At 58.7% G+C, this 24,140-nt stretch carries 20 protein-coding genes and 2 pseudogenes; 14 read left to right on the forward strand and 8 right to left on the reverse strand.

Annotated features, from left to right (window positions below; genetic code table 11):
* The first annotated feature begins 12 nt into the window (after positions 1-12).
* On the forward strand, positions 13-1,212 hold the full coding sequence (locus OMP40_RS35640) for an extracellular solute-binding protein (RefSeq protein WP_277538620.1): 1,200 nt from the start codon (positions 13-15) through the stop codon (positions 1,210-1,212).
* A pseudogene (locus OMP40_RS42795) lies at positions 1,209-2,052 on the forward strand (ABC transporter permease). The gene OMP40_RS35640 and the pseudogene OMP40_RS42795 overlap by 4 nt, the downstream one beginning before the upstream one ends.
* A gap of 473 nt (positions 2,053-2,525) precedes the next feature.
* Here the strand turns inward: OMP40_RS42795 and OMP40_RS42800 are convergent.
* The 4 genes and pseudogenes from OMP40_RS42800 to OMP40_RS35660 all read right to left on the reverse strand — a co-directional run bounded on the left by OMP40_RS42800 (position 2,526) and on the right by OMP40_RS35660 (position 5,874).
* Positions 2,526-2,801, reverse strand: a complete 276-nt coding sequence (locus tag OMP40_RS42800; RefSeq protein WP_420872133.1) for a sensor histidine kinase — start codon at positions 2,799-2,801, stop codon at positions 2,526-2,528.
* Between the two features lie 181 nt (positions 2,802-2,982).
* Positions 2,983-3,042, reverse strand: a pseudogene (locus OMP40_RS42805) (hypothetical protein); the annotation flags it as partial.
* Positions 3,014-4,294, reverse strand: a complete 1,281-nt coding sequence (locus OMP40_RS35655) for a sensor histidine kinase (protein WP_277538624.1) — start codon at positions 4,292-4,294, stop codon at positions 3,014-3,016. The pseudogene OMP40_RS42805 and the gene OMP40_RS35655, both read right to left, overlap by 29 nt.
* Complete coding sequence (locus OMP40_RS35660) at positions 4,291-5,874, reverse strand: response regulator (RefSeq protein ID WP_277538626.1); 1,584 nt, start codon at positions 5,872-5,874, stop codon at positions 4,291-4,293. The genes OMP40_RS35655 and OMP40_RS35660 overlap by 4 nt, the downstream gene beginning before the upstream one ends.
* 223 nt (positions 5,875-6,097) lie before the next feature.
* On the opposite strand from OMP40_RS35660, the gene OMP40_RS35665 reads away from it, so the two are divergent.
* The 6 genes from OMP40_RS35665 (at position 6,098) to OMP40_RS35690 (ending at position 13,217) form a co-directional block, all read left to right on the forward strand.
* Positions 6,098-7,057 (forward strand): ABC transporter permease, encoded by a 960-nt coding sequence (locus tag OMP40_RS35665; RefSeq protein ID WP_277538628.1) that lies wholly within the window; start codon positions 6,098-6,100, stop codon positions 7,055-7,057.
* 26 nt (positions 7,058-7,083) lie between these two features.
* Positions 7,084-7,968 carry a carbohydrate ABC transporter permease gene (locus OMP40_RS35670; protein ID WP_277538630.1) on the forward strand — a complete coding sequence of 295 codons (885 nt, stop codon included), beginning with the start codon at positions 7,084-7,086 and terminating at the stop codon, positions 7,966-7,968.
* A gap of 47 nt (positions 7,969-8,015) precedes the next feature.
* Entirely contained in the window at positions 8,016-9,638 is a 1,623-nt protein-coding gene (locus OMP40_RS35675) for a type 2 periplasmic-binding domain-containing protein (RefSeq protein WP_277538632.1), read from the forward strand.
* Between the two features lie 15 nt (positions 9,639-9,653).
* The gene (locus tag OMP40_RS35680; protein WP_277538634.1) at positions 9,654-10,973 is read left to right on the forward strand and encodes an alpha-amylase family protein; all 1,320 of its coding nucleotides are present in this window, start codon (positions 9,654-9,656) and stop codon (positions 10,971-10,973) included.
* Entirely contained in the window at positions 10,970-12,580 is a 1,611-nt protein-coding gene (locus tag OMP40_RS35685; protein ID WP_277538635.1) for an alpha-L-fucosidase, read from the forward strand. The genes OMP40_RS35680 and OMP40_RS35685 overlap by 4 nt, the downstream gene beginning before the upstream one ends.
* A 214-nt stretch (positions 12,581-12,794) precedes the next feature.
* Positions 12,795-13,217: a hypothetical protein gene (locus OMP40_RS35690; protein WP_277539714.1), complete on the forward strand. Its 423-nt coding sequence runs from the start codon at positions 12,795-12,797 to the stop codon at positions 13,215-13,217.
* A gap of 406 nt (positions 13,218-13,623) precedes the next feature.
* Here the strand turns inward: OMP40_RS35690 and OMP40_RS35695 are convergent, their stop codons facing one another.
* The 3 genes from OMP40_RS35695 to OMP40_RS35700 form a co-directional block, all read right to left on the reverse strand.
* On the reverse strand, positions 13,624-15,027 hold the full coding sequence (locus OMP40_RS35695) for a transposase (protein WP_420871864.1): 1,404 nt from the start codon (positions 15,025-15,027) through the stop codon (positions 13,624-13,626).
* Between the two features lie 402 nt (positions 15,028-15,429).
* Positions 15,430-15,903: a helix-turn-helix transcriptional regulator gene (locus tag OMP40_RS42810; RefSeq protein ID WP_420872112.1), complete on the reverse strand. Its 474-nt coding sequence runs from the start codon at positions 15,901-15,903 to the stop codon at positions 15,430-15,432.
* Positions 15,900-16,511, reverse strand: a complete 612-nt coding sequence (locus tag OMP40_RS35700) for an AraC family transcriptional regulator (protein ID WP_420872113.1) — start codon at positions 16,509-16,511, stop codon at positions 15,900-15,902. Before OMP40_RS35700 ends, OMP40_RS42810 begins: the two co-directional genes overlap by 4 nt.
* Positions 16,512-16,690: 179 nt before the next feature.
* Between OMP40_RS35700 and OMP40_RS35705 the strand changes: the two genes are divergently transcribed.
* The 3 genes from OMP40_RS35705 (at position 16,691) to OMP40_RS35715 (ending at position 19,646) form a co-directional block, all read left to right on the forward strand.
* A complete protein-coding gene (locus OMP40_RS35705) occupies positions 16,691-17,428 on the forward strand; it encodes an SDR family oxidoreductase (protein WP_277538639.1) in 738 nt (245 codons plus the stop codon).
* Positions 17,429-17,518: 90 nt separating this feature from the next.
* Positions 17,519-17,716, forward strand: a complete 198-nt coding sequence (locus OMP40_RS35710; RefSeq protein ID WP_277538642.1) for a hypothetical protein — start codon at positions 17,519-17,521, stop codon at positions 17,714-17,716.
* Positions 17,703-19,646, forward strand: coding sequence for an ATP-binding protein (locus OMP40_RS35715; protein WP_277538645.1), 1,944 nt, complete (start codon positions 17,703-17,705; stop codon positions 19,644-19,646). The genes OMP40_RS35710 and OMP40_RS35715 overlap by 14 nt, the downstream gene beginning before the upstream one ends.
* Here OMP40_RS35715 and OMP40_RS35720 read toward each other — a convergent pair.
* Positions 19,622-20,272 (reverse strand): response regulator transcription factor, encoded by a 651-nt coding sequence (locus OMP40_RS35720; RefSeq protein WP_277538647.1) that lies wholly within the window; start codon positions 20,270-20,272, stop codon positions 19,622-19,624. The two genes, OMP40_RS35715 and OMP40_RS35720, sit on opposite strands and share 25 nt — an antisense overlap.
* A 247-nt stretch (positions 20,273-20,519) precedes the next feature.
* Between OMP40_RS35720 and OMP40_RS35725 the strand changes: the two genes are divergently transcribed.
* The 3 genes from OMP40_RS35725 (at position 20,520) to OMP40_RS35735 (ending at position 24,139) form a co-directional block, all read left to right on the forward strand.
* Positions 20,520-21,110, forward strand: a complete 591-nt coding sequence (locus OMP40_RS35725; protein WP_277538649.1) for a hypothetical protein — start codon at positions 20,520-20,522, stop codon at positions 21,108-21,110.
* Between the two features lie 88 nt (positions 21,111-21,198).
* On the forward strand, positions 21,199-21,492 hold the full coding sequence (locus OMP40_RS35730) for a hypothetical protein (protein WP_277538651.1): 294 nt from the start codon (positions 21,199-21,201) through the stop codon (positions 21,490-21,492).
* 34 nt (positions 21,493-21,526) lie between these two features.
* Positions 21,527-24,139 carry a dockerin type I domain-containing protein gene (locus tag OMP40_RS35735; protein ID WP_277538654.1) on the forward strand — a complete coding sequence of 871 codons (2,613 nt, stop codon included), beginning with the start codon at positions 21,527-21,529 and terminating at the stop codon, positions 24,137-24,139.
* Position 24,140: the final 1 nt, after the last annotated feature.

Raw genomic sequence — 24,140 nt, forward strand, 5'->3', positions numbered from 1 at the left:
GGATGAATATCCATGGTTCGTTTGAAAAAAAGCTTGACGGCGCTGTCCGCGCTGACGTTGACGGTCGCGGCATTGTCGGCTTGCGGCAGCAATAACGACGCGAATGCGAACGCCGCCGCTTCCGGCTCGTCTTCCGACTCTCCATCCAGCTCTTCTTCCGCTCCTTCCTCGTCCGCGGAGCCCGTCCAGTTCTCCTTCTATTTTACCGGCTCGCAAAACGTCAAAGACCTGTGGGACACGTTGATCCCGATGTTCGAAAAGCAGAACGACAAGGTCAAAGTCAAGGAAGTATACATCCCGTCCGGCGCCGGCGCCGAGCCGACCTACGACCGGATTCTCGCGGCGAAAAAAGCCGGCAAGGGCTCGGGCGACATCGATCTGTACGAGGACGGCATCAACGTCGTGGCGCAGGGCACGAAGGACGACGTATGGGCGGCGCTCGATACGAGCGGCATTCCGAACCTTGCCAACATCGACCCGAAGACGATGACCGACGTATCCAACATGGCGGTCCCTTACCGTTCCTCCGCGGTCGTGCTCGCGTACGACAGCGCCAAAGTGTCCGCGCCTCCGAAGACGCTCGACGAGCTGCTGGACTGGATCAAGCAAAATCCGGGCCAATTCGCGTACAACGACCCGTCTACCGGCGGCTCGGGCAGCTCCTTCGTCACGACCGTGCTGTACGACGGTTTGTCGGAAGATGATATCCACAACAGCGATCCCGCCGTCATGGCCAAATGGGACGCGGGATTCAACAAGCTCAAGGAGCTGAATAAATTCGTGTACGGCAAAGGCATTTATCCGAAAAAAAACCAGGGCACGCTCGACCTGCTGGCGAACGGCGAGGTGGAGATCATCCCGGCGTGGTCCGATATGGTGCTCCAGCAGCTCGGCGAGAAGCTCCTGCCCGACACGGTGAAGATGCAGCAAATTACGCCGGGCTTCAACGGCGGTCCGACCTACCTGATGGTCAACAAGCTGTCGGACAAGCAGGACGCCGTCAAGCAATTCCTGGACTTCGTGCTGTCCCCGGAGGCGCAAGAAGTGATCGTCACCAAGATGAACGGGTTCCCGGGCATCGAGCTCTCGAACATGTCCCAGGCGATGCAGGATAAGTTCAAGGGCGTATCGGAAGGCTTCCGCACGTTCAACATCGGCGATCTCGGCACGGAAATCAATAAACGCTGGCAGAGCGACGTCGCGGCGCAATGAGGAAGGAAGTCAAACAAGCGATCGGGGGGGCTGATCATGGTCAGCCCTTCCTTCGTTCTGCTGCTCGTCATCGTGGTCATCCCGATCGTTCAATCGTTTGTCACGAGCTTAAGCAACGGCGAAGGCGGGTACGATCTGAGCCGTTATCAATTTTTGTTCGCCGACAAGGGAATGCGTTCGAACATCCTTTTTTACCCTTAAGGTAACGGTCGTCTCCTGCGCGCTGGTGCTGCTGGTCAGCTATTCGCTCGCGCTGTACATGCGGTTCAGCTCGGGGGAAGCTGGTCGACTGGATCCGCAAGACGTACATGATCCCGTTATTCATTCCGGGCGTGATCGCCACGTACGGGCTGATGAACCTGCTGGGCAACCATGGGTGGCTGGCCCGGATGCTGCTGCCGCTCGGCATGACGCTGCCCCGCCTCATTTTCGACGAGAAAGGCATCGTGATCGCGAACATCTGGTTCAACATCCCGTTCGCCACGATGCTGCTCAGCTCGGCGCTGACGGGCATCCCGGCTTCGATCATCGAGAGCGCCCGCGACACGGGGGCGGGCAAGCTGCGCATTTTCCTGCGGTTCATTTTCCCCTTGTCCTACAAGACGTTCCTCGTCGCGCTGACCTTCGTGTTCATGGGCGTCATCGGCTCCTTCACCGCGCCGTTCCTGCTCGGACCGAACGCGCCGCAGATGCTCGGCGTATCCATGCAGCAGGTATTCGGCGTCTTCCAGGAACGCGAGCAGGCGGCGGCCATGGCCTTTTTTTACCTTCTTGCTCTGCTCGGTGCTGGGCTACTTCTACATCCGCTCGATGGCAGGCGAAGAAGCCGCGAACCGTTGAACTCCCCTCCGGGGGAGTTTTTTTTGCGCTGGGCCGCTCCGGTGGGAGCGACTGAGGGCTTGTCACGGAGTAGTTGCTCTAAAGGCATTAACAGCAAAAGTCATATTTGCATCTATCGCGCACGGGCGGAGTCCTGCCCGCGGCACTCTACTTCACAGCACGCCAGGCCGTCCAACTAACCACCGCTACCGCTCACCGCCGTTGGATCGCGGCGGGGATGGAGCTCGGGGGGCGCCGATGAGTGCCAAAAGGCACTATCGCGGCGGGGATGGAGCTCTGGAGGGCGCCGATGAGTGCCAAAAGGCACTATCGCGGCGGGGATGGAGCTCTGGAGGGCGCCGATGAGTGCCAAAAGGCACTATCGCGGCGGGGATGGAGCTCTGGAGGGCGCCGATGAGTGCCAAAAGGCACTATCGTTGCCCCGATGGAGCTCAGGGGTGCGCCGATAAGTGCCAAAAGACCCCTGTCCGCAGCTACTCCTCACCGCCGTTACCCTCGCCGCCGCTCTGCATCGCCTGCTTCGGGATCACGACCCGCATGCACGTTCCCCGGCCGGCCTCGCTTTCGATCAGCAGTCCGTATTCGGCGCCGAACATTAGTTTGATTCGTTCGTCCACGTTCTTCAAGCCGTAGCCGGCCGTGGGCTTGGTTAGCAGCTCGCTTAGCAGATGCGGTTCGATCCCCGGCCCGTTGTCGCGAACGCTGAATTCGATCGTGTCCTCGTCTGCGCGCAGCTTGATCTCGAGCAGGCCTTTGCCGTCCGACTTTTTTGTTGATGCCGTGCTTGACCGCGTTTTCGACGAGCGGCTGCAGGATCAGATTGATCGTGCCGTAGTCGTAGCAGCTCTCGTCCAAGTCGCAGACAACGTCGAAGCGGTGGCCGCTGGTCATGAGCACGATGTCCACGTAAGACTTCATGTTCTCGATCTCATCGCGCACGGAGATTATATTGTCTCCGCGATTAAGCGCGGTCCGATAGAACTTGGACAGGCTGGTGACCATCCGGCTGAGCTCGAGATCGTCGCTTTTTTACGGCCTTCCAGTTGATGAAGCTGAGCGTGTTGTACAGAAAATGCGGCGTGATCTGCGACTTCAAGGCGCTCAGCTCCGCTTCCTTCTGCTTGATCTTGTTTTTGTAGCCCTCGTTGATCAGCTCGTTGATCCGCTGCAGCATGTTGCCGAACCTTCGCGTCAGCTCGCCGATCTCGTCCTGCGACGTGCTCTTGATTCTCAGCTCGAGCTCTCCTTCTTCGACGCGCCGCATCCAGTTGTTCAGCTTGTAGATCTGCCGGATCATCGATTTGGCGAACACCGCGATGATGACGATCAGGATGAGCAGGCAAAGTCCCGCGACGATAAGCGTGGCACGCACGATGCTGCCCGAATGCTGGGCGAGGTTGCGATAGGGAACGAGGCAGTACAGCAGCCAATCGGTCGCGGGAACGGGCTGTTTGATCAGGATCATATCGGTTCCGCCGATTTTCAGATGACCCTCGGGTCTGTCGACGATGCCGGCGAGCGTACGCGTCATCTGTTCGTCCATGTTCTGATTGGCGTAGACCGTCGTTCCGGAGGCATCCACAAGGAATACCCACTGGTCCTTCATCGCGTCCGGCAGGCTCGCGAACAAGTTGCGGTTGTTGACGCGGATGTAGAGGACATTTTCGTCGCCGGCGCTTCCTGCCGCTTTGTCCGCATTGCCCGCGGGCCTCAGCTTCGGGAAGCGGCTCGCGAGGAACAGCTGGTTAGGTTCGTGGAACCACTGCGGCCGGTTGCCGTCCTGCAGCGCCGCATACCACGGCATGTCTTCGATGCGTTCGATCCGATTGATGTAGTCGCCGTACTCGGGCATCTGATTCTCGGTGTAGATCGTGAGCTGCAGCGTGTCCTTGTTCAGGTTGAGCAGCATGTTCAAATACGGGTTCAAGAACTCCGTCAAGTCATCGTACAAATTGAACAGGTCCAGGTAACGTTTGGACAGAATCTTTTGAATAATATCGTTGTACAAGACCAGGCTGGCCATCGTCTCGTACCGGTCCATGTTGGCGCGGATGCTTTCGGCGAAGATGCCCGCGCTGCCGCGGAAGTCGTCCATCGCCTGGTCGTTCAGGAAGTGCTTCGATTGATTGTAAGAATACGTCCCCAGAAACAAGATGGGGATCAAGCTGATAAACAAGTAGGACAGCACAAGCTTCTGCCTGAACCGAAGCCGATCGACCGCATGCCGGATTCGGGCGATCATGTCCGCCCTTCCTCCCGGATTTGCGTGGGCGTCTTGCCGTAATAGTTTTTGAGCAGCGAGCAAAAATACGGGTAGTTGGCATAGCCCACTTCGGCGCCGATATCGACGATTTTGCGGTTGGTTTCCTTCAGCAGCTGTCTGGCCTTCTCCAGCCGGTGCATCGTCAAATATTTGATCAGGCTCACGCCGGTCTGCTTGGCGAACAGGTGGCTTAGATAGCTGGGCGTCAGGTAGACGCGTTCGGCGATCGTGTCCACCGACAGATCGGTATGATATTCCCGCTCGATGATTTGAATGACCTCGTCCACGATCTTGTGATTCGCTTCCGGCGGGGCTGCCGGCTCCGCGCGGGCGCCGCATTCCCTGAACAGGTCCAGCATCAGTTGCCGCAGCTCCTTCAGCGCGGTCGTGCGGAAGATCGCTTCAAGCGTCCCCCGGAAGTCGTCGGAGTCCCCTTTACGCATCGTCTGGAGGAGCGAACGGATAATTTCGGAGCAGATGTATTTGACGTAGATGACCGAGAAATGTCCGCCCTTCTTTAAATCGTCGAAAAGCTGGACGAAGCGGATTTGGGCGACATCCCACTCTTTGCGCGACAGGCATTGGGAAATATCCGCGATCGCCCGCTCCGCGAACGCGGACGATTGCAGCTGCGGCAGGGCGGCGTCGGCGAACAAGACGAAGCCTTCCTCGTAGAAAAACTTGCTCTCGAGCATGGACTCCAGCTTGCGATATTCGGCCCGCATCTGCGCGAAGTCCTGGAACGCGCCGCTGCATACGATGCTTAGTTCCTTGCCGTAAAGCCCTTTGAACCAGCGCGCCAAATCCTCGCACATCCGCGCCAGCGAACGCTCCGTCTCCCCGGTGCGCGCTTCCAGGAGAACGAGCGCCTGATATTCGTTCAAGACCATGACGGAACCTTCGCTGTCCAGCCGTTCGCCCAGCAGCGCTTCGAATCCGGCGTCGACCGTATCGAAAAACCGCATGCGCGTATCCAGCATCAAGAAGCGGTACGCGCGATCCTCGGAAACGCCGGGGCCGGCGAACAAGCGGTTCAACCGGAGCAGCTCGCCGCGGTCGTCTTCCCCCGACAAGGGCCTGTTTTCTCCTTCGCCCATAAGATCGGCCAGCAGCGTGATTTTCTCCGACTGAATGCCGCGGCGGTACACCTGCTGAAGCTTCGATTGCCGTTCCAGCTCGAGCCGTTCCTCCGCGCACAGATCGACGACTTGACGAAGCGCCTTCACGAAGCTCTCGACTTCGACGGGCTTCAGCACGTATTGAACGGCCTTCAGGTCGATCGCTTGCTGCGCGTATTCGAATTGTCCGTAGGCGCTCAGGATGACGATTTTAACGTTCGGCTGCAGGTCCCGCGCATGACGCGCCAGCTGGAGACCGTCCATCCCGGTCATCCGGATGTCGGTCAGCAGAATATCGACGGCATGCGCTTGCATATACGCAAGCGCTTCTTCGCCGCTCTCCGCTTCGGCGATCGACAGATCCAGTCCGAACTTGCGAATGAGATAGACGACGCCGTCGCGTTCGAAAGGCTCATCGTCGACGATCAGGATGCGGAACATAGCCAGCCTTCTTTCCGTTGCAGGTTAGCGTAAGCGCTTTAATCGATTATTGCTTACCCGGAGAAAAGGCGTCAAGCGCTACGCGGCATCATCGGCCAACAACGAATAAAACTGAAACGAATCGAAGAAATGAGAACGATACAAAGCCATTCGGGCTTGCTAATATTACTCATGCAAGGCACAAGCACAGGGCGTTCGGCAAGCGCTGGAAAGGAAGCGAGCGATGCAGGCAACCGCAACGGAATCCGCCGTCCAGACCCGTTCGAGCGGTCGGGCGAAGGGACGGTTCAACAAGTTCAGGCAATACCGGATGTTGTTTCTAATGCTCGTCCCCGGTTTTATCTTCTTGCTGGTATTCAATTACGCACCGATGTACGGGCTGGTGCTCGCCTTCAAGGATTTCCGCATTACCTCGGGCATTCTAGACAGTCCCTGGGTCGGCATGAAGCATTTTAACAAGGTGTTCGACGATCCGCATTTCTACGTGGTGCTTAAGAACACGATATTGATCAGCGTCTATAAGCTGATTTTCGGTTTCCCGGCGCCGATCGCGTTCGCGCTGCTGCTTAACGAGATGAGACGTCCGCTTTTCCGCAAATGGGTGCAGACGGTGTCGTACTTGCCGCATTTTATTTCCTGGATCGTGCTTGCGGGCATCTTCACGACGCTGTTCTCGCTGGACGGACCCGTCAATGCCCTCGTCAAGGCGTTCGGTCATGCGCCGGTCGTCTTCATGGCCGACGAGCGTTACTTCAGAAGCATCCTGGTCGGCACCTCGGTTTTTCAAAGCTTCGGCTGGAGCTCGATCATTTTTCTGGCCGCGATCGCGGGCGTCGATCCGCAGCTTCACGAGGCGGCGATCATGGACGGGGCCGGCCGCTTCCGGCGAATGATCCAGATTACGCTGCCGATGCTGGCGCCCGTTATCTCCATCATGCTCATTCTCTCGATGGGAACGATTCTGGATGCCGGCTTCGATCAGATCTTTAACATGTACAACGCGCAGGTGTACGGCGTTGCCGACGTGATCGACACCTACGTGTACCGGCTGGGGCTCATCAACGCGGATTACAGCTATTCAACGGCGGTCGGCATGTTCAAGTCGGTGGTGGCGTTAATCCTGCTGCTAAGCGTCAACCGTCTGGTCAAAGCCGTCGGAGGCAGCGATCACACGCTTTGGTAGACCAACGTACGAGAAGAGGTGAGAAGATGGTGTATCGTAAAACGCGGCTCGGCATGGCTGCGGATCTATGCCTGTATGCGGCGATGACGCTGCTCATGCTGATTACGCTTTATCCGTTTTGGATGCAGCTGGTTACCTCGCTGGAATCGGGCGCTTCCGTCTATACGACCCGCCTGATGTTCGTTCCGGAGCAAGTTTCACTCGAGGCGTACCGCCTGGCCTTTCACTTTAAGCCGCTGTGGACGGGGTACCTCAATACGATCGTCCGAACCGCGCTCGGCGTGCTTTGCATGCTCATCGTGACTTCCTTGACCGCCTATCCCTTGTCCAAGAAGGATTTGCCCTTCAATCGCGCCTTTACCGGCTTCCTGCTTTTGACGATGCTTTTTACCGGCGGCCTGATTCCGAATTACTTGTTGATTCGCGAGCTGCATCTGCTGAACTCGGTATGGGCGCTCGTGCTGCCCGGGACGCTCAGCGCTTTTAACGCGCTGGTCATGCGCAATTTTTTCCGGTCCATTCCGGAGAGCCTGGAGGAGTCGGCGCGCGTGGACGGCGCGGGTTATTTGCGAATATTCATCTCGGTCATTCTGCCGTTGTCCGCGCCGGTACTGGCGACGCTGGCCTTGTGGGTCGGGGTCGGTCACTGGAACGCGTGGTTCGACAGTTTGATTTATATTGCCGACGGACACAAGCAGGTGCTTCAGGTCGTCCTCCGCAAGATTCTCATCGAAAACGATACGGCGGACATGAACGCGATGATTCAGAAGATGAATACGCACAGCGAATATACGGACAGACAGCTGCAAGCGGCGGTCGTCATGCTGTCGATCGTGCCGATGCTGGTCGTCTACCCCTTCGCGCAGAAATATTTCGTTCAAGGGGTCATGGTAGGCGCTATAAAAGGCTGAGCCTTTTATATACAGATTCGAAAAAGACATGCGAGGGAGCGGTTCAGATGGATAAACGGAAGAAAACAATCACGCTGCTGCTGGGGGCGGCGCTGCTGGCGACGACGGCGACGGCATGCGGCAACGACAATGACGGCAATGCCGAGGCATCGTCCGGCGCATCAACGGCCTCGGCGTCGGCGTCGGCATCCGGCGAGAAAATGAAGCTGATGGTATGGAACTTCGACGCGGACAAGACGAATCTCGACGGGTATGCGATGAACGCGATCCGCGACAAGCTCGGCGTCGATATCGGCTTCTATAACTCGACGAACGACGCGGCGGCCATTAAGGAAAAGCTGCTGCTTCAGATCGCCTCGGGCGACATCCCGGACTGGTGGAAGGAGGTGCCGTTCGCGGATGCCGACAAGTTCGCCGATCAAGGGGCCGCGGCGGAGATTCCGATCGATATGCTGCAGCAGAACGCGCCGAAGTATATGGCCTGGATGGAGAAAAATCTCGGCGCCGATCCGATGCGGTTCGTCCGCCATGAGGATGGCAAGATCTACAATCTGCCGGTGCTGTGGACGCTCGCTTCCTCCTCCGAGATCATCGGTTATCGCCAGGATTGGCTGAAGAAGGTCGGCATCGCCAAGACGCCGGACACCGTCGAGGAGATGGAAGCGGCGCTTACCAAGTTCCGCAACGACGATCCGGACGGCAACGGGAAGAAGGATACCTACGGCATGACGGCCAGCGCCACGACGATTCAGACGATTTTCTCGTCCGTCTTCGGCGCGTACGGCGTGTATCCGGGCGCTACCGTTGACGAAAACGGCAAGGCGGTGCGGGGCGAGATCGAGCCGGGCGCCAAGGAAGCGCTGACGACGTTGAACAAGTGGTTCAAGGCCGATCTGATCGATCCGGAATTTTTCGTCAACAAAGACTCCAACGTGGACGACAAGGTCATTTCCAGCAAAGTCGGTACCGTACAGAGATCCTGGTGGGAGTTCATCCAGCCCGAGGCGTTTTATGAGGGGAAATATTACGCCCAATTGCGCAAAAACGTGCCGGAGGCGGACTGGGCGCTGTCCAGCGGTCCGAAGGGTCCGAGCGGCAGCTTCGGCATCACGCAGGGCAATCCGATGCTCGGAACGGGCATTCAGTTCGGCAAGCAGCTCGAGAAGGATCCCGAGAAGATGGCGGCTTATCTGAAAATGTTCGACGCGACCTCCTTCGATCTCGACCTGTATACGAAAATCCACTACGGAGAAAAAGGCAAGACGTTCGAGATCAAGAGCGACGGCACCTACGCCTACATCCCGCCTTACGACACGGACGAGGCGCGCACCAAGTTCGGCATCGGCAACTATTATCACGCGCCGGCCAGCTTCAACGATTATGACTTCCAGGCGCCGTTCATGACCCGGGGCGACCTGATGCCGGTCAAGGAAGCGGCCGCGAGCAAAGGGATCGGCAAGTACGACTTTATGACGCCGCTGGCCAAGCCGGCCTACGACGAGTTCCAGGACGCGCTGACGCAGCTTACGATCAAGAGCTTTATCGACTTCATCACCGGCCGCCGGCCGATTAGCGAATTCGACAAGTACGTAGCGGACTGGAAAAAGGCCGGAGGCGACAAGGTGTTGGCCGAAGCGCAGGCGACCTTGGACCAGCTTAATAAGAAATAAGAGGAGCGGAAGCCCGTGCCGTCCAATGATGAAAGCTTGAAGGCAGCGCGCGTCGAAATATCGGGCTTGCCCCGCAAGAAGGGAGCGCTGCAAGCCAGGATCATTTTGCCGGAGCGGGAATCCGCCCGGCACGAGGGGCACGAGGGGCCATCCTACCGTTGGCTCACTTCGGATGCCAAGGATGGGATTTATACGCCAATCGCCGGCGCTTACTACGATGTGCTGCCGCTCTCCGCGGCCGCCGTCGGCCGATATGTCCGTTGCGAGGCTGCGCTTGTTAGCGGAGAGGAGCGTCTCGTCTTGACCGGCGAAGCGATCGGCCCCATTGCCGATGCGGAAGGAAATCCGAATACGGATTGGCTGCATGACGCTCGATATGGCATCTCGCACCATTTGCTGGCGGAGTTCATGAACCGGGTGGCGCCGATCGACGACGAGAAATGGCGGGACGGGGAGCGCTGGGACGAGGTGATCGCCGGCTTCGACGTCGATCGTTATGTAGAGCAGGTCGTAGAGAGCGGAGCCGGCTTCGTCATCCTGACGCTCGGGCAGAACAGCGGCTACTTGCTCTCGCCCAACGCGACCTACGATCGCATCGCCGGCCTGCAGCCGGGCGAACGCGCCTCGACGCGCGATCTGCCGCTTGAGATCGCCGACGCCCTGGCGCCGCACGGGATCAAGCTGATCCTGTACGTGCCGGCCAATCCGCCGAGCAAGGCGCATCTGGAAGACGGGGATAACGCCATCAACCGGGCATTCGATTATCCGGTGGAGGTCGCGCCATCGCAAGAGACGCAGGCCAAGTGGCAGGCCGTCATCCGCGAATGGTCGGACCGGTACGGGGAAAAGCTGGCGGGCTGGTGGTTCGACGGCATGTGGTTTCAGGAAGCTTATGACGACCTGACGCTGCCCTGCAACTGGTACAGTCTCGCCGGCGCCGCCAAGTCGGGCAACCCGTCGCGCATCGTGGCCTTTAACGGCGGCATCTTCCGCGACCGGCTCGTCAACTCGCGGCTGGAGGACTATACGGCGGGAGAGACCAACGAGATCGGTCCTTTGCCCCCGAACGGGCGATGGGCCGATGAACGGGAAGGCGTGCAGTGGTTCCATTGGACGTTCCTGGGGCGGTTTGTCACGGATCTGGCGGGCTGGGGCAATACAGGGCTGAACTGGCCGACCGGTGAGTTGACGGATTGGGTCAAGTCCGCCATCGAGATGCAGGGCGTCATCGCGCTGGACGTTCACGTCAACCGGTTCGGTCATTTGGATGGGGAACAACGGGAGAAGCTGCAAGCCATTAAGCAGGCGATCCGCCAAGGGAGGGTTCAAGCATGATGACACGTCAAAGTCCATTTAAACGTTCTCATCGTACGTATGCGTTGGTTCTGGCTTTACTGGTCGTTCTCGCGCTCATCCCGCCTCATCGCGCGCAGGCCCAGACGTACAATGCCAACACGGATTGGTTCATGCAGGGGAAATTCGGGCTGTTCGTCCAGTGGCTGTACGGCGGCGGGGATATTACGGGCGATTGGAACACGTTGGTCGACAACTTCGACGTCGACTATTTTGCGAAGCAAGTGAGCGAGACCGGCGCGAAGTACGTCATTTTTACGCTCGGTCAGAACAGCGGTTACTTCGCATCGCCCAATGCGACGTACGACAGCCTTGTCGGGCGCACCGCTTCGACGTCGAAGATGTCGACGCGGGATTTGCCGGCGGATCTGTACGACGCGCTGAATCCTTACGGCATTAAGCTGATGCTGTACCTGCCCGCCCGTTCGCCTTCGGACGATCCGGACGCGGTCGCGGCGCTCGGCGATCCGACGCCGATCTACGACCATCTGGCGCCGCAAGCCTTCCAGGCCAAGTGGGAGAGCGTCGTTCAGGAATGGTCGGACCGTTACGGCTCGAAAGTCGCCGGCTGGTGGTTCGACGGGACCTACAACAACGGCGCCATGTACGGCAAGCCGGATATTTCGCAGGCGTACACGGATTACACCGCGGCGCACAATTTTCAGACCTTCGCCGCGGCCGCCAAGCACGGCAATGCCGACGCGATCGTTTCCTTCGATCCGGGTCTGTCGGTAGAAGCGCCGATGACCACTTACGCGGATTATATTACGGGCGAGCAAAACCTGCTCCAGTACGTGCCTTCCCAATACAACGCGGCGCCTTATTCCAGATGGATCGGCGGGGTCCAGTGGAGCGAGACGGCCTATCAGGGCTACGATTGGGCGCGGAACGGCATGAAGTACACGACGCTGGACTTGACCAACTATTTTTCGACGGTGACCAACCAGAGCGGCGTCATCTCCATCGGGCCGAACGTGAGCAAGGAAGGCCATATCAATGCGCCGCAGTATGCGCAGCTGGTCAACATGCATAACGCGATCGCGGGCGTAGGGCCGGGCGTGACCGTGGTCGAAGACAACGACGCAGGCATCGCCTATTCGGGAACCTGGCTGACCAGCGTGCCGTCGGGGACGGGATATTCCGGGAACAACGGTCACTTTACGACGACCGCGGGCAGCTACTCGGAATATACGTTTAACGGCACCAACGTGGTCTGGTCCGGCGTCAAAGGTCCCGATCACGGCACGGCGGACGTCTATATCGACGGCGCGCTGGACAATTCGGTCGATTCTGTACGCAGCCCATCGCTTCGTCAATACGGAGATTTACTCCAAGGTCGGTCTGACGAACGGCCCGCATACGATCAAGATCGTCGCCAGGAGCGACAGAAACAGCGCTTCGACGGGCAACTACGTGGAAGTGGACCGCTTCAACATTACGACGGGGACGCCGACGGTCGTCGACGATTGGGCCAGAGGATTCACCTACGCCGGCACATGGCAGAACAGCATCCCTTCGGGCACCGGTTATTGGAACAACACGGGCCACTTCACGACGACAGGCGGAAGCTATGCGCAATATACGTTTAACGGGGCAAGCATCGAATGGTACGGCGTCATCGGTCCGGATCACGGCAAGGCCGACGTGTATATCGACGGCACGCTCGATCAGACCGTCGATCTCTACAATGCCAACCGGTATGTCGATAACCAAATCTACGTGAAACGCGGGCTCTCGGACGGAGCGCATACGATCAAGATCGTCGCGCGCAGCGACAAGAACGCGGCATCTACCGATTATTACGTGGAAGTCGACCGGCTGAACAGCTCGAAGGGCACGCCGATCGTCACCTGGGACGACAGCAACTCGCAGCTGGCTTATTCCGGCACGTGGAGCACCGGGATCTCGACCGGCACCGGCTACTATCGCGATACCGGCCATCATACGACGGCGGCCGGCGCGTATATGCAAGCCAGCTTCACGGGAACGAGCGTCGAATGGCGCGGCAAGACGGACGCCGATCACGGGATGGCCGACGTGTATATCGACGGCGTGCTGGACCAGACGGTCGATCTGTACAGCGAGGAGCGCTTTACCGACGTAGCCGTCTATCGCAAGCAAGGCCTGACGGGTGGCACGCACACGATCAAAGTGGTCGCGAAAAACAGTAAAAACGTGAGATCGACGAACTATTACGTAGAAGTGGATGCCTTAACGTTCCAGTAGACGTAAGTCAGTCAATGCAGCCCTTGGCCGTTCCCGAATGGAGCGGCCAAGGGCTGTTTGCGGCGCGGTTACTAATAAATCGGCGCGTAGGCGGAGGAGGGGCGGGCTGGCGATGTAGGTGCAGGTGGCGGCGTCGGTGCAGGCGATACAGGTGCAGGCGATATAAGTGCAGGTGCGGATGCGAGTGCAAATACAAGTGCAGATGTAGTTGCGAGTACAAGTGCGGGTTCGAGTAGATTTGCAAGTGCGAGCAGAAGTGCGGGTGCGGATCCGGCTGCAGGTTTCGAGCAAGAGGGGGGTGTTGAGCGACAAGCGGAAATACCTGCAAAAGAAGTCAATTTCAGAATTCATTTGGTGATGGAGCCAAGCATGAGGCCAATGTTGGGGAAGTCCTTTTTTTTTGAGGTTAAGCGGCTGGTTTTGCTTCGCGGATGCGCTTGTTTAATTTATCTATTGCAAGTTTGCATACATTGTATGTGAGACAACTTAAGTCCATATCTACGAATGCACGTCTTTTAAGCTTTCGCGTCGTGCCTAATTCCAGATAAAGTTTTAAATAGGCAAAGACACGCTCAACCGCGGTCCGCTGTTTAAATAATTGATGGAACTTTTCACTGCCTCGCCCAGGTGCAGTATATCTACGAACATCCTCTTTTACTTGTTTTTTTATCACCTTTTGGCAGCCGTCGGCTTGAAACGGACAGGCTGCGCATTCTTTGGGTGCTACAAATTTAACAGTATCCCGAGTCGCATCATAGCTATCGTAGCGGTACGAATGACCTTGTTTGCACGTTGGGCGCAAGTGCTTATCTACACCATCCGGCAGTTTGGTGCGATGAACAAGCGGAATAAGCGAACATGCACCTACATCTCTAACTTGCTGGTAAACGGGCTCGCTATCGTAACCTTTGTCGCCTAACACGTACTTAGGCTGGAGTGTTGGGAACCGCTCTTTTAATCGTTTAAGCAGCACGATCGCCGGACGTTGGTCGTTTACATGAGCCGAGCAGTTTACGCCAGTCACAATATACTGACTCTGGCAATCCACTAACAAATTGAGCTTGTAGCCGTACCAATATTTTACGCGTCCGCTTCCGCGGGGATCGCCTTTTGCTCCTACACTTGGATAGGTCGGCATGTCCGCGATGAGTTCCTCGTAGCTGCAAGACAACATCCCCGCAACTTCCTTTTCGAAGTGTGTTAACGAAGCTTCATAGGCCTCGACTTGCGCACGCCACGCGGCCTCCTCGGCTTTGGGGACGCGCCCGCGTTTGACACGCTTGGGTTTCTCGGGCTTGGGAGCTGGCTGCGGGACATGGCTGACGGCGTCCAGAAAAGCAGGCTCTTCGCTGTCTTCTACCTCCTTGGGGAGAATGGACGGGGCCGGTTTAGACGCGTCAATTTTGGGGTTTCGGTCAAAGGCTTCCACATGCGAAGAGTCCACCGCCATGCTTTCACCTTTCAGGAAGCCTTCTGTAATCGCTGCATCCACCGTAATATCGATGACCTCATGCAGGATACCGGACTGCTGAAGTTTGGTGAAAAGCCTGGAATAGGCGGCTTGGCTCGGTACCCGATCAGAGCCTGTAAAGTGACAGCGCAATCTGAATTCTGCACTGCTTTTCAGACGGTTGACCAGGTCCTTGATGAAGCGAATATGCTCGATTTTGCAAAGGATAAGCGAAAAGATCATCGCTCTGGTGTTCAAGCTTTCGGGCCGACCACGTCGTTTGAAGCTACTGATGGCGTACAAGATTTTCGCAATAGGAACTTCTTCCAAAATGAGGTCGTCTTTTGACGCCGGGGACATTTTTAGAAGGGTCTCAAAGGAAAAGAGCTCTTCCTGTCGAATTGGTATCGTAGGAGTACTTCCTTTCTTTCTCGTTTTGGGTGGCTAACCTTAATTTCGAGAATGTGGGGAGGTACTCCTCTTTAGTGCGCCAAAAAAAGTCAGTCGTAGCAAGGGGTTTGAATTATGAAATTGACTTAAAGTACATCTTTTTTCGCCCGAATGCCCCAGTATGCGTCCAATACCTGCGAAAATGCAGGTATTTTAGCCCGCTCGCTGCCAAACGGGCTTAGTCGAAGAAAATACCTGCACATTCGCAGGTATTTTCTCAGACCTCGATTCCCCCTTGCGTTATAAAGCTGCATATTTGCATCTATCGCGCGCGGCTCACCGTCGCAACCCTCGAAAGAACGTCTAGCGCCACTATTCTAACCTGCTCGCCGCGCCTACGACCATTCCGCCACCCGTGTCGCCGCCTGCGCCGTTCGTGTCGCCACCCGTGTCGCCGCCTGTGCCGTTCGTGATTTCGCCAACCGCGTCGCCGCCAGCGCCGTTCGTATCGCCACCCGTTCCGCCACCCGTTTCGCCCGCCCCACTCGCTGCCGCCTCGCGAAGCTCCTGCACGTCCTGCATCGGCGGCCGACCGTACAAGCGGGCGTATTCCCGGCTGAATTGAGACGGACTCTCGTAGCCTACGCGAAAAGCCGCCTCGGACGCCGATACGGCTTCCGAGAGCATCAGGCGCTTCGCTTCCTGCAGACGCACCGTCTTCTGATACTGCAGCGGGCTCATGGCGGTGACGCGCTTGAAGTGCTTATGGAAAGCCGACACGCTCATGTTGACGGCGTCCGCCAGCTCTTCGACGCGTATCGGACGCTCGTATTGCCGGTTGATCAATCGGACAGACTGGGCGATGAGATGCGATTGGCTGCCGACCGTGGCGAACGACCGCAGGAGCGGGCCTTGTTCGCCTTGGAGCAGGCGATACAGCATCTCGCGGATGACGAGGGGGAGCGAGCGCCGGGATGTCCTCCGGCGCATCGAGCAGCTCGACCAGCCGACAGGCGGCTTCGAGCAGGGCGGGGGGACATGCGGCTCACGGTAATGCCGCGGACCGGCTCCGAAGAGACGAGCTCGGGACGCCGGATCTCGCCGGCGACGTCCAGAATGACGTCGGCGTCGAAGCACAGCTTCAGGCTTAAATAGGGAATCTCGGGCGAAGCCTCGACGATTTTGCCGAAGATCGGCAGTTCGACGGAAGTCACCAAGTAGGTCATCGGGTCGTAAGTATAGGTGCCGTCCGCCACGGCAGCCGTTTTGGCGCCCTGCGCCACGATGCAGATCGAGGGCTTGTAGACGGACTCCAGCGGTTCGGACGTTCTAATAGCGTGCAGCAGCGTCAAATCCGGTATGGCCGTTCGATGCGTGCCGCTCCTCGGGGCATGGCGCTGAATCGCATTCGCCAATCGCTGCCGGGCCTGCTCCAGGCGCGAAGGTTCATTCATCGGTCAACGGCTCCTTTCCGCGCGCTTCGCGTTTTTTTTATCATACCCGGTCCGAAGAGAAATAGGCAAGAATCGAATACGTCTGTTCTACCCGGCGCCGGCCAACCTTTTCTATAATGAACTCACAAGGTCGACGCATTCAGCAAAACGGCCAGTTCAACCCAAAGGAGAGATTCGATATGGAATTGCAGGGAAAAGTCGCGATCGTCACAGGGGCTTCGAGAGGAATCGGGCGGCAGATCGCCATTCAACTGGCAGCCTCCGGCGCGAAGGTGATCGTCAATTATGCTTCGAATCCGGGCAAGGCGGACGAAGTCGTAGAGACGATCAAGCAAGCCGGTGGAGAAGCGTTCGCCATCGGCGCCGACGTGAGCAAAGTAAGCGACGTCGAAGCGCTGTTCGAGCGGACGCTCGGGCAATACGGCCGCGTCGACATCGTCGTCAACAATGCCGGCATCATGGATAACGCGGCGATCGCGGACGTGACGGAGGCGGCGTTCGACCGTCAATTCGCCATCAATGTGAAAGGGACGTACTTCGCTTGCCAGCAAGCGATGAAGCATATGTCGCCGGGCGGATCGATCATCAACTTCTCGACCTCGGTCTCTGGCGCGATGCTGCCGACGTACAGCGTCTATGCGGCGACCAAGGGCGCCGTCGAGCAGTTGACCCGCCAACTGGCCAAGGAATTCGGGCCCAGGGACATCACGATCAACTGCATCGCGCCGGGACAGGTGTCGACCGAGCTGTTTCTTGCCGGGAAGTCGGAAGAGCTGGTCGAATCGTTCCGTCGGATGAACGCGTTCGGACGTCTGGGAGAGCCGGAAGACATCGCGAACGCGGTGGAGCTGCTCGCAGGCGACAGAGGACGCTGGATCACCGGACAGACGATTCGCGTGAACGGCGGCTTCAATTGATTTTCCGGTAAAATTCGTTTACCCGCAGGCAAGCGTGAAGTATGCTTACAGCATAATCGCGTATTTTGTCGAACGAAGAGGCGGGATCGGATGCACGGAAGAGGGATACCCGGAAGATGGATGGGGAAGCTGGCCCCGTTGTTGATCTTGTTGACGCTGGCAGCCGCCGCGGCATCGCTTCCGCAGCGCGCGTTCGCGGCGGGCGACGCCGGATCGCAGCAAGCCGCAACCGAAAACGCAGTCGCAATCGCAGCCGCACGCGGCGGAAGGCGCCTTGCAGATCGGTGACGATGCCGAAGCCGGCGGACAGAGGATCGCGCTTGACGGCGAGTGGGCGTTTTACTGGAACAGGCTGCTCGAACCGCAGGATCTGAAATTAAACGAGATCCAGCCGTCCTATCGGACGGTTCCTTCCTCATGGGACACGCACGGATACGGCACCTACCGGCTACAGCTGCGCGTGCCCGCTTCGGATGTCGGCCAGGGCAAGGCGCTCTTTATCCGTTCCGTCGGGAGCGCCTACCGGCTGTGGATCGACGGCGCGGAGATGGAAGGGCTGGGCAAAGTGGGAACCGCGCTGGGCGAAGAGCGACCGCAAGCGCACATCAACATGGTCTTTTTTCAGCCGCGCGACCGGACGGTGGAGATCGTCATGCAGGTGTCCAACTATTCGTTCCGCGAAGGCGGGATTAACCGGGACATCATGTACGGGGATACCGCCGCGCTGATTCCTTTCGTGCTGAAGGAGCTGCTCATCGACATTTGCGTCATCGGCGGCTTTCTGATGATCGGCGTATACCATCTGATCCTCTTCGCCATGCGCAGGAGGGACCAAGCGACGCTTTGGGTCGGTCTGCTGGCGTTGGCCGTGTCGCTGCGGACGCTGTTCATCAACGGCTACGTGTCTACGCAGCTGCTGGGCATCGAGAGCTGGGAGCTGCTCGTCAAGCTCGAATATATGAGCGAGATCGGCGGCCTCGTCGCCTGCATCTTCCTGATGAAACGGCTATATCCGCAGGAGGCCGGGCGGTGGATGGTGAGAATCTCGCTCACCGTCGCACTGGCGCTGGCGCTGTTCGTCGCGCTTACGCCCGCCCGCGTCTACACGGAGACGATGCTTCTTCAGACCGTCGTCAAGGCGGCGGTACTGCTTTATTTTTTGTTTTATGTCGGCGTGCGGGCTTATTTGAGAAAAAGAGAAGGCGCGCTTATCCATCTGATCGCTTTGGGCATCATCGTGGCGGCTTCGATAAACGATATGCTGTATTATCTGAGACTGGCCGACACGCCGGAGCTGCTCGGCTACAGCGTCGTTCCTTTTATCATGGCGCAGGCGATCATCGTATCGTACCGCTATACGCAGCTGTCGGCGCGCAACAACATGCTGCTGGCGGAGATGAACCGGTTGAACGCGGACCTGGAGCACAAAGTGGCGCTGCGCACGCGGAGCCTCCGCGAGGCGAACGATACCCGGACGAAGATGCTGCTCAATATCGCGCACGATCTGGGTACGCCGCTGGTTGGCATTCAGACCTACTTGCAACTGATGCTGCGAGGGAAAGCCGGGGCGAACCGGGAAGCGCTGACGCGGCAGTTGCTCGATCATACCGGGTATATGAAACGTCTGGTCGACGACCTGTTCGAGCTGTCCAAGCTGGAATCGGGCGGACAGGCGTTCCAGTTCGAGCCTGTCGTTATGGGGCCTTGGCTTGACGCGGCGTATCGCAAGCTCGAGTCGGATCTGAGACACGGAGGCATGACGCTGCGCCGGGGCATGTGGAGCACGGCGGCGGAGAACGGCGAAGAGGCGGTCGCCGCGATCGATTCGGGCCGCATCGCGCAGGCGCTGCAGAATTATATCGACAACGCGGTCAAGTTCAGCAGAGGCGTCGGCGATACGATCGAGCTCGAGGCATACGTCCGCCCGGATCCGGCGCATTCGCGAGGCATGCTTGTCATCGCCGTTCGCGATTACGGCACCGGCATCGCGGAGGAGGAGCTGTCGCACGTATTTCGCAGATTTTACACGCAGCGGGAGAACAATGAAGGCGGCAGCGGCCTGGGCCTGGCGATCGTCAAGGAAATCGTCGAGCGGCACGGAGGCTCGGTCGGCGTCGACAGCAAGAAGGGCGCGGGAAGCACGTTCAGCATCGCGCTGCCGCTCTTGTCGGCCGCCGAGGCGGAACGCTCGCTTCAGTTGCCCGAATCAAAGCCGTGAATATATTCGTTCAGCAGCCGGGCGGCATCGTACCGGCTGTTTGCGTTTAATTTATCGTAAATGACGGTCAGCTTGTTTTTTACCGTGCCCTCGGTGAGAGAGAGCTTGGCCGCGATTTCCTTGTTGGACAGCTTGAGCATCAGCAGCGAGATCATCTGCCGCTCCTTGTGCGTGAACAGCGTATCGTGCGTCATGAACCTGTCCATCATCTGCTGCTGCCGCGCCGACTGCGAGTTGTTGACGGCGTAGCGGGCGACCTTGGCCGCGACCTCCGCCGGCAGGACGAACGCATCGTTCGCGGCATCGCGAATCGTCCGGATCAGCTTGTCGATATCCAGACTTTTAAGCAAGTATCCGTTCGCCCCGCTCGCCAGGCCTTCGAATATATATTCTTCTTCGTTAAACGTCGTCAAAATGACGATCTTCACCCGATCGTCTCGCTTGCGAATCTCCTTGATGCACGCGATCCCGTCCATCTTGGGCATCTGCACGTCCATGAGGATGATGTCGGGTTGGAGCTGCTCCCAGCATTCCAGCGCTTCGAGGCCGTCGGCGGCCGTGCCGACGACACGAAGGTCCTCCTCGCTGTCGATGGCCAGCTGCAGTCCCCCCGCGAAGCAGAGCATTGTCCTCTACGATCAATACGTTCCACTTTTGTGCAGGCACGTTGTTCGTCCTTTCTAGTTGCGCGGCTTCCGTTGGCCAAGGTGACTAAAAGTCACTTATGGGATGTCTTTCCGATACTAGGCGTAGTCTATCGTATCTATTATACTTCATATCGCTTCGTAGAATGCGCTTCATTTTGTCGAATGCGGGCGAACGGGCGACTCACGTACCGGAAGCGCCGTTATATGAAAAAGGGGAGGAATCCGCTTGAAAGTCGTCCAGAGCAGAAAGATTTCCGTCATGGCGGGCGCATTGGCAATATTAATCATCCTTATGAATTTCCGCATTCCGGCGGCGCTGGCCGAGACATGGAGCTTCGTAGACGGCAACGGGACGACGGGATTAAACTACGATGTGTCGAAGGCGGCTTCGACGCCGTACATGGTCAATTTCGGAGGCAGCCTATACGTAACCTGGGCGGAGTCTAGCGGCACCAACGGGCAGATCCGCGTCAAAAAGTACGATAGCGATTCAGGCACATGGTCGACGGCGGACAACGACACGCCGCTTAACGTGAACGCGGCCAAGGATGCGCAAAATCCGACGCTGGCTGTATTAGGCGGAACGTTGTACGCCGCATGGCAGGAGGCCGGCTCACCTTATTGGCAGGTTCGGGTTAAGAAGCTTACGGCAACGGGCTGGGTATCCGTGGACGGAGACGGCGCCGGCGGACTCAATTATAATACGAGCAATAATGCCCGCAATGCCAAGCTTGCAGCGTATAATGGCTCGCTCTATCTATTATGGGACGAAGCGCTCGGCAGCGGCATCACGCAGATGCGAGTCAAAAAAGTATAGCGGCAGCGGATCCTCCTGGGGGCAGGAAAACGGCGGCTCCGCGCTAAACCGAAGCGTCTCGAACTCTGCCCAGATCGTCAGCGTTGCAGTGTGGAACAACAAGCTGATCGTCGCCTGGTCCGAGAACAAGGATTCCTCCATTAATTTGCATGTAAAAGCATTCAACGGATCGTCATGGAGCTACATTGACGGCAACGACGATAACGGTCTGAATGTCGATGCGAGCAAATGGGCGCAAAACTCGGACCTGGCGACGGACGGCACTTCTCTCTATATCGCATGGCACGAGACAAGCGACGGCCAAAATCAAATTTATGTCAAAAAAGTACGATGGCACCTCGTGGACACTTCTTCAAGGCAGCGCGCCGGGATTCGGCATTAACCAAAGTACGACTACGAGCGCATATAGGCCTCGTATGGCCGTCGTGGACGGCACGCTGTTTGTAAGCTGGTACGAGGGCTCGCCGTCTCGGATTCGCGCCAAGAAATATGTCGACAACGCGTGGGTATCGGTTGACGGCAACGGTACCGGCGGCTTGAACAAGGATTCCACCAAGGCCGCCATGAACACAAACCTGGCTTCCGTTTCGGAGAATAGTGTTACTAAATTATATGTCGTTTTTCAAGAAACGAACGGTACAGCCAATCAACTGCGCGTGAAGCTGATGGGACCGGACAATACGGCGCCGACGGCGAGCGCGGTGAGCTTCGGCGGCACGCTGAAGGTCGGCAACACGCTTACCGGCACTTACACGTACGCGGATGCCGAGAGCGACGCGGAGGGCGCGACGTCGTTTAAGTGGTACACGGCGACGGACGCGGCGGGCACGGGCAAGACGGCCATCTCCGGCGCGACGACGTCCACGTTGGCGCTGACGAGCGCGCATGCCGGCAAGTATATTATCTTCGAAGTGACGCCGGTTGCGGCGGCGGGCACGGCAACGGGCACGCCGGTGTCGTACACGAGCGCGGCGGCGGTCTTGGACAACGCGGCGCCGACGGCAAGCGCGGTGAGCTTCGGCGGTACGCTGAAGGTCGGCAACACGCTGACGGGCGCGTATACGTACGCGGATGCCGAGAGCGACGCGGAGGGCGCGACGGCGTTTAAGTGGTACACGGCGAATGACGCGGCAGGCACGAGCAAGACGGCGATCTCCGGCGCGACGACGTCCACGCTGGCGCTGACGAGCGCGCAGGTCGGCAAGTATATTATCTTCGAAGTGACGCCGGTTGCGGCGGCGGGCACGGCAACGGGCACGCCGGTGTCATACACGAGCGCGGCGGCGGTCTTGGACAACGCGGCGCCGACCGCAAGCGCGGTGAGCTTTAGCGGAACGCTGAAGGTGGGCAACACGTTGACCGGCGCATATACGTACGCGGACGCGGAACAAGACGCGGAGGGCGCGACGGCGTTTAAGTGGTATACGGCGAATGATGCGGCAGGCACGGGCAAGACGGCGATCTCGGGCGCGACTGCGTCCACGCTGGCGCTGACGAGCGCGCAGGCCGGCAAGTATATTATCTTCGAAGTGACGCCGGTTGCGGCGGCGGGCACGGCAACGGGCACGCCAGTCTCGTACACGAGCGCGGCGGCGGTCTTGGACAACGCGGCGCCGACGGCAAGCGCGGTGAGCTTCGGCGGTACGCTGAAGGTCGGCAACACGCTGACCGGCGCTTACACGTACGCGGATGCCGAGAGCGACGCGGAGGGCGCGACGGCGTTCAAGTGGTACACGGCGAATGATGCGGCAGGCACGGGCAAGACGGCGATCTCGGGCGCGACGGCGTCCACGCTGGCCCTTACGAACGCGCAGGTCGGCAAGTATATCATCTTCGAAGTGACGCCGGTCGCGGCGGCAGGCACGACGACGGGGACGCCGGTTTCGTATACGAGCGCGGCGGCGGTCTTGGACAACGCGGCGCCGACGGCAAGCGCGGTGAGCTTCGGCGGCACGCTGAAGGTGGGCAACACACTGACGGGAACGTACACGTATGCAGATGCCGAGAGCGACGCGGAAGGCGTGACGGCTTTTAAGTGGTATACGGCGAACGACGCGGCGGGCACGGACAAGACGGCGATCGCCGGCGCGACGACGTCCACGCTGGCGCTGACGAGCGCGCATGCCGGCAAGTATATTATCTTCGAAGTGACGCCGGTTGCGGCGGCGGGCACGGCAATGGGCACGTCTGTGTCGTACACGAGCGCGGCGGCGGTCTTGGACAACGCGGCGCCGACGGCAAGCGCGGTGAGCTTCGGCGGTACGCTGAAGGTCGGCAACACGCTGACCGGCGCGTACACGTACGCGGACGCGGAACAAGACGCGGAGGGCGCGACGACGTTCAAGTGGTACACGGCGACGGACGCGGCAGGCACGGGCAAGACGGCGATCTCGGGCGCGACGGCGTCCACGCTGGCGCTGACGAGTGAGCAGGTCGGCAAGTATATTATTTTCGAAGTGACGCCGGTCGCGGCCGCGGGTACGACGACGGGCACGCCGGTGTCGTACACGAGCGCTTCGGCGGTCGCTGCGAACGCAGCGCCGGTTGTGAGCAATGTCCATATCACCGGCGGCATTAAATTAGGTCAGGTTCTGACCGGTTCTTATTCCTATGCGGACGTGGAAGGCGATGCAGAAGGCTTGCCCGTTTTCAAATGGTACGCGGCTGACGACGCCGGCGGCTCGAACAAGACGGTCATCGCCGGCGCGAGCGGCATCAAGCTGGAGCTGAAGGCGGCCCAATACGGCAAATATGTGAGTTTTGAAGTAACGCCGACCGCGTCGGCCGGCACGACGCCGGGCACGCCTGTCGAGAGCGAGGCGCTTGGACCCGTCGGCGTCCTTAAGGGCGATGCCAACGGCGACGGCATCATCTCGCCTGCCGATGCGCTTTTGGTCACCAAGTACGTATCCGGCAAGCTGACGCTGACCGACGAGCAGAAGCTCATGCTGGACATGGACGACAACGGCAAGATAGACGCGAACGATGCCAAGCTCATTCTTAACATTTACAACGGCAAGGGGGCGTAAG

The organism is Cohnella rhizosphaerae (assembly GCF_029525575.1).
GTDB classification, from domain to species: domain Bacteria; phylum Bacillota; class Bacilli; order Paenibacillales; family Paenibacillaceae; genus Cohnella; species Cohnella rhizosphaerae.

Excerpts from the sequence above, each read along its gene's own strand:
- OMP40_RS35685 (WP_277538635.1), top strand. The coding sequence starts at position 10,970 with ATGATGACACGTCAAAGTCCATTTAAACGTTCTCATCGTACGTATGCG.
- OMP40_RS35660 (WP_277538626.1), bottom strand. The coding sequence starts at position 5,874 with ATGTTCCGCATCCTGATCGTCGACGATGAGCCTTTCGAACGCGACGGC.
- OMP40_RS35675 (WP_277538632.1), top strand. The coding sequence starts at position 8,016 with ATGGATAAACGGAAGAAAACAATCACGCTGCTGCTGGGGGCGGCGCTG.
- OMP40_RS35665 (WP_277538628.1), top strand. The coding sequence starts at position 6,098 with ATGCAGGCAACCGCAACGGAATCCGCCGTCCAGACCCGTTCGAGCGGT.
- OMP40_RS35705 (WP_277538639.1), top strand. The coding sequence starts at position 16,691 with ATGGAATTGCAGGGAAAAGTCGCGATCGTCACAGGGGCTTCGAGAGGA.
- OMP40_RS35710 (WP_277538642.1), top strand. The coding sequence starts at position 17,519 with ATGCACGGAAGAGGGATACCCGGAAGATGGATGGGGAAGCTGGCCCCG.
- OMP40_RS35735 (WP_277538654.1), top strand. The coding sequence starts at position 21,527 with ATGGCCGTCGTGGACGGCACGCTGTTTGTAAGCTGGTACGAGGGCTCG.
- OMP40_RS35670 (WP_277538630.1), top strand. The coding sequence starts at position 7,084 with ATGGTGTATCGTAAAACGCGGCTCGGCATGGCTGCGGATCTATGCCTG.
- OMP40_RS35720 (WP_277538647.1), bottom strand. The coding sequence starts at position 20,272 with ATGCTCTGCTTCGCGGGGGGACTGCAGCTGGCCATCGACAGCGAGGAG.
- OMP40_RS35700 (WP_420872113.1), bottom strand. The coding sequence starts at position 16,511 with ATGAATGAACCTTCGCGCCTGGAGCAGGCCCGGCAGCGATTGGCGAAT.
- OMP40_RS35640 (WP_277538620.1), top strand. The coding sequence starts at position 13 with ATGGTTCGTTTGAAAAAAAGCTTGACGGCGCTGTCCGCGCTGACGTTG.
- OMP40_RS35655 (WP_277538624.1), bottom strand. The coding sequence starts at position 4,294 with ATGATCGCCCGAATCCGGCATGCGGTCGATCGGCTTCGGTTCAGGCAG.
- OMP40_RS35695 (WP_420871864.1), bottom strand. The coding sequence starts at position 15,027 with ATGTCCCCGGCGTCAAAAGACGACCTCATTTTGGAAGAAGTTCCTATT.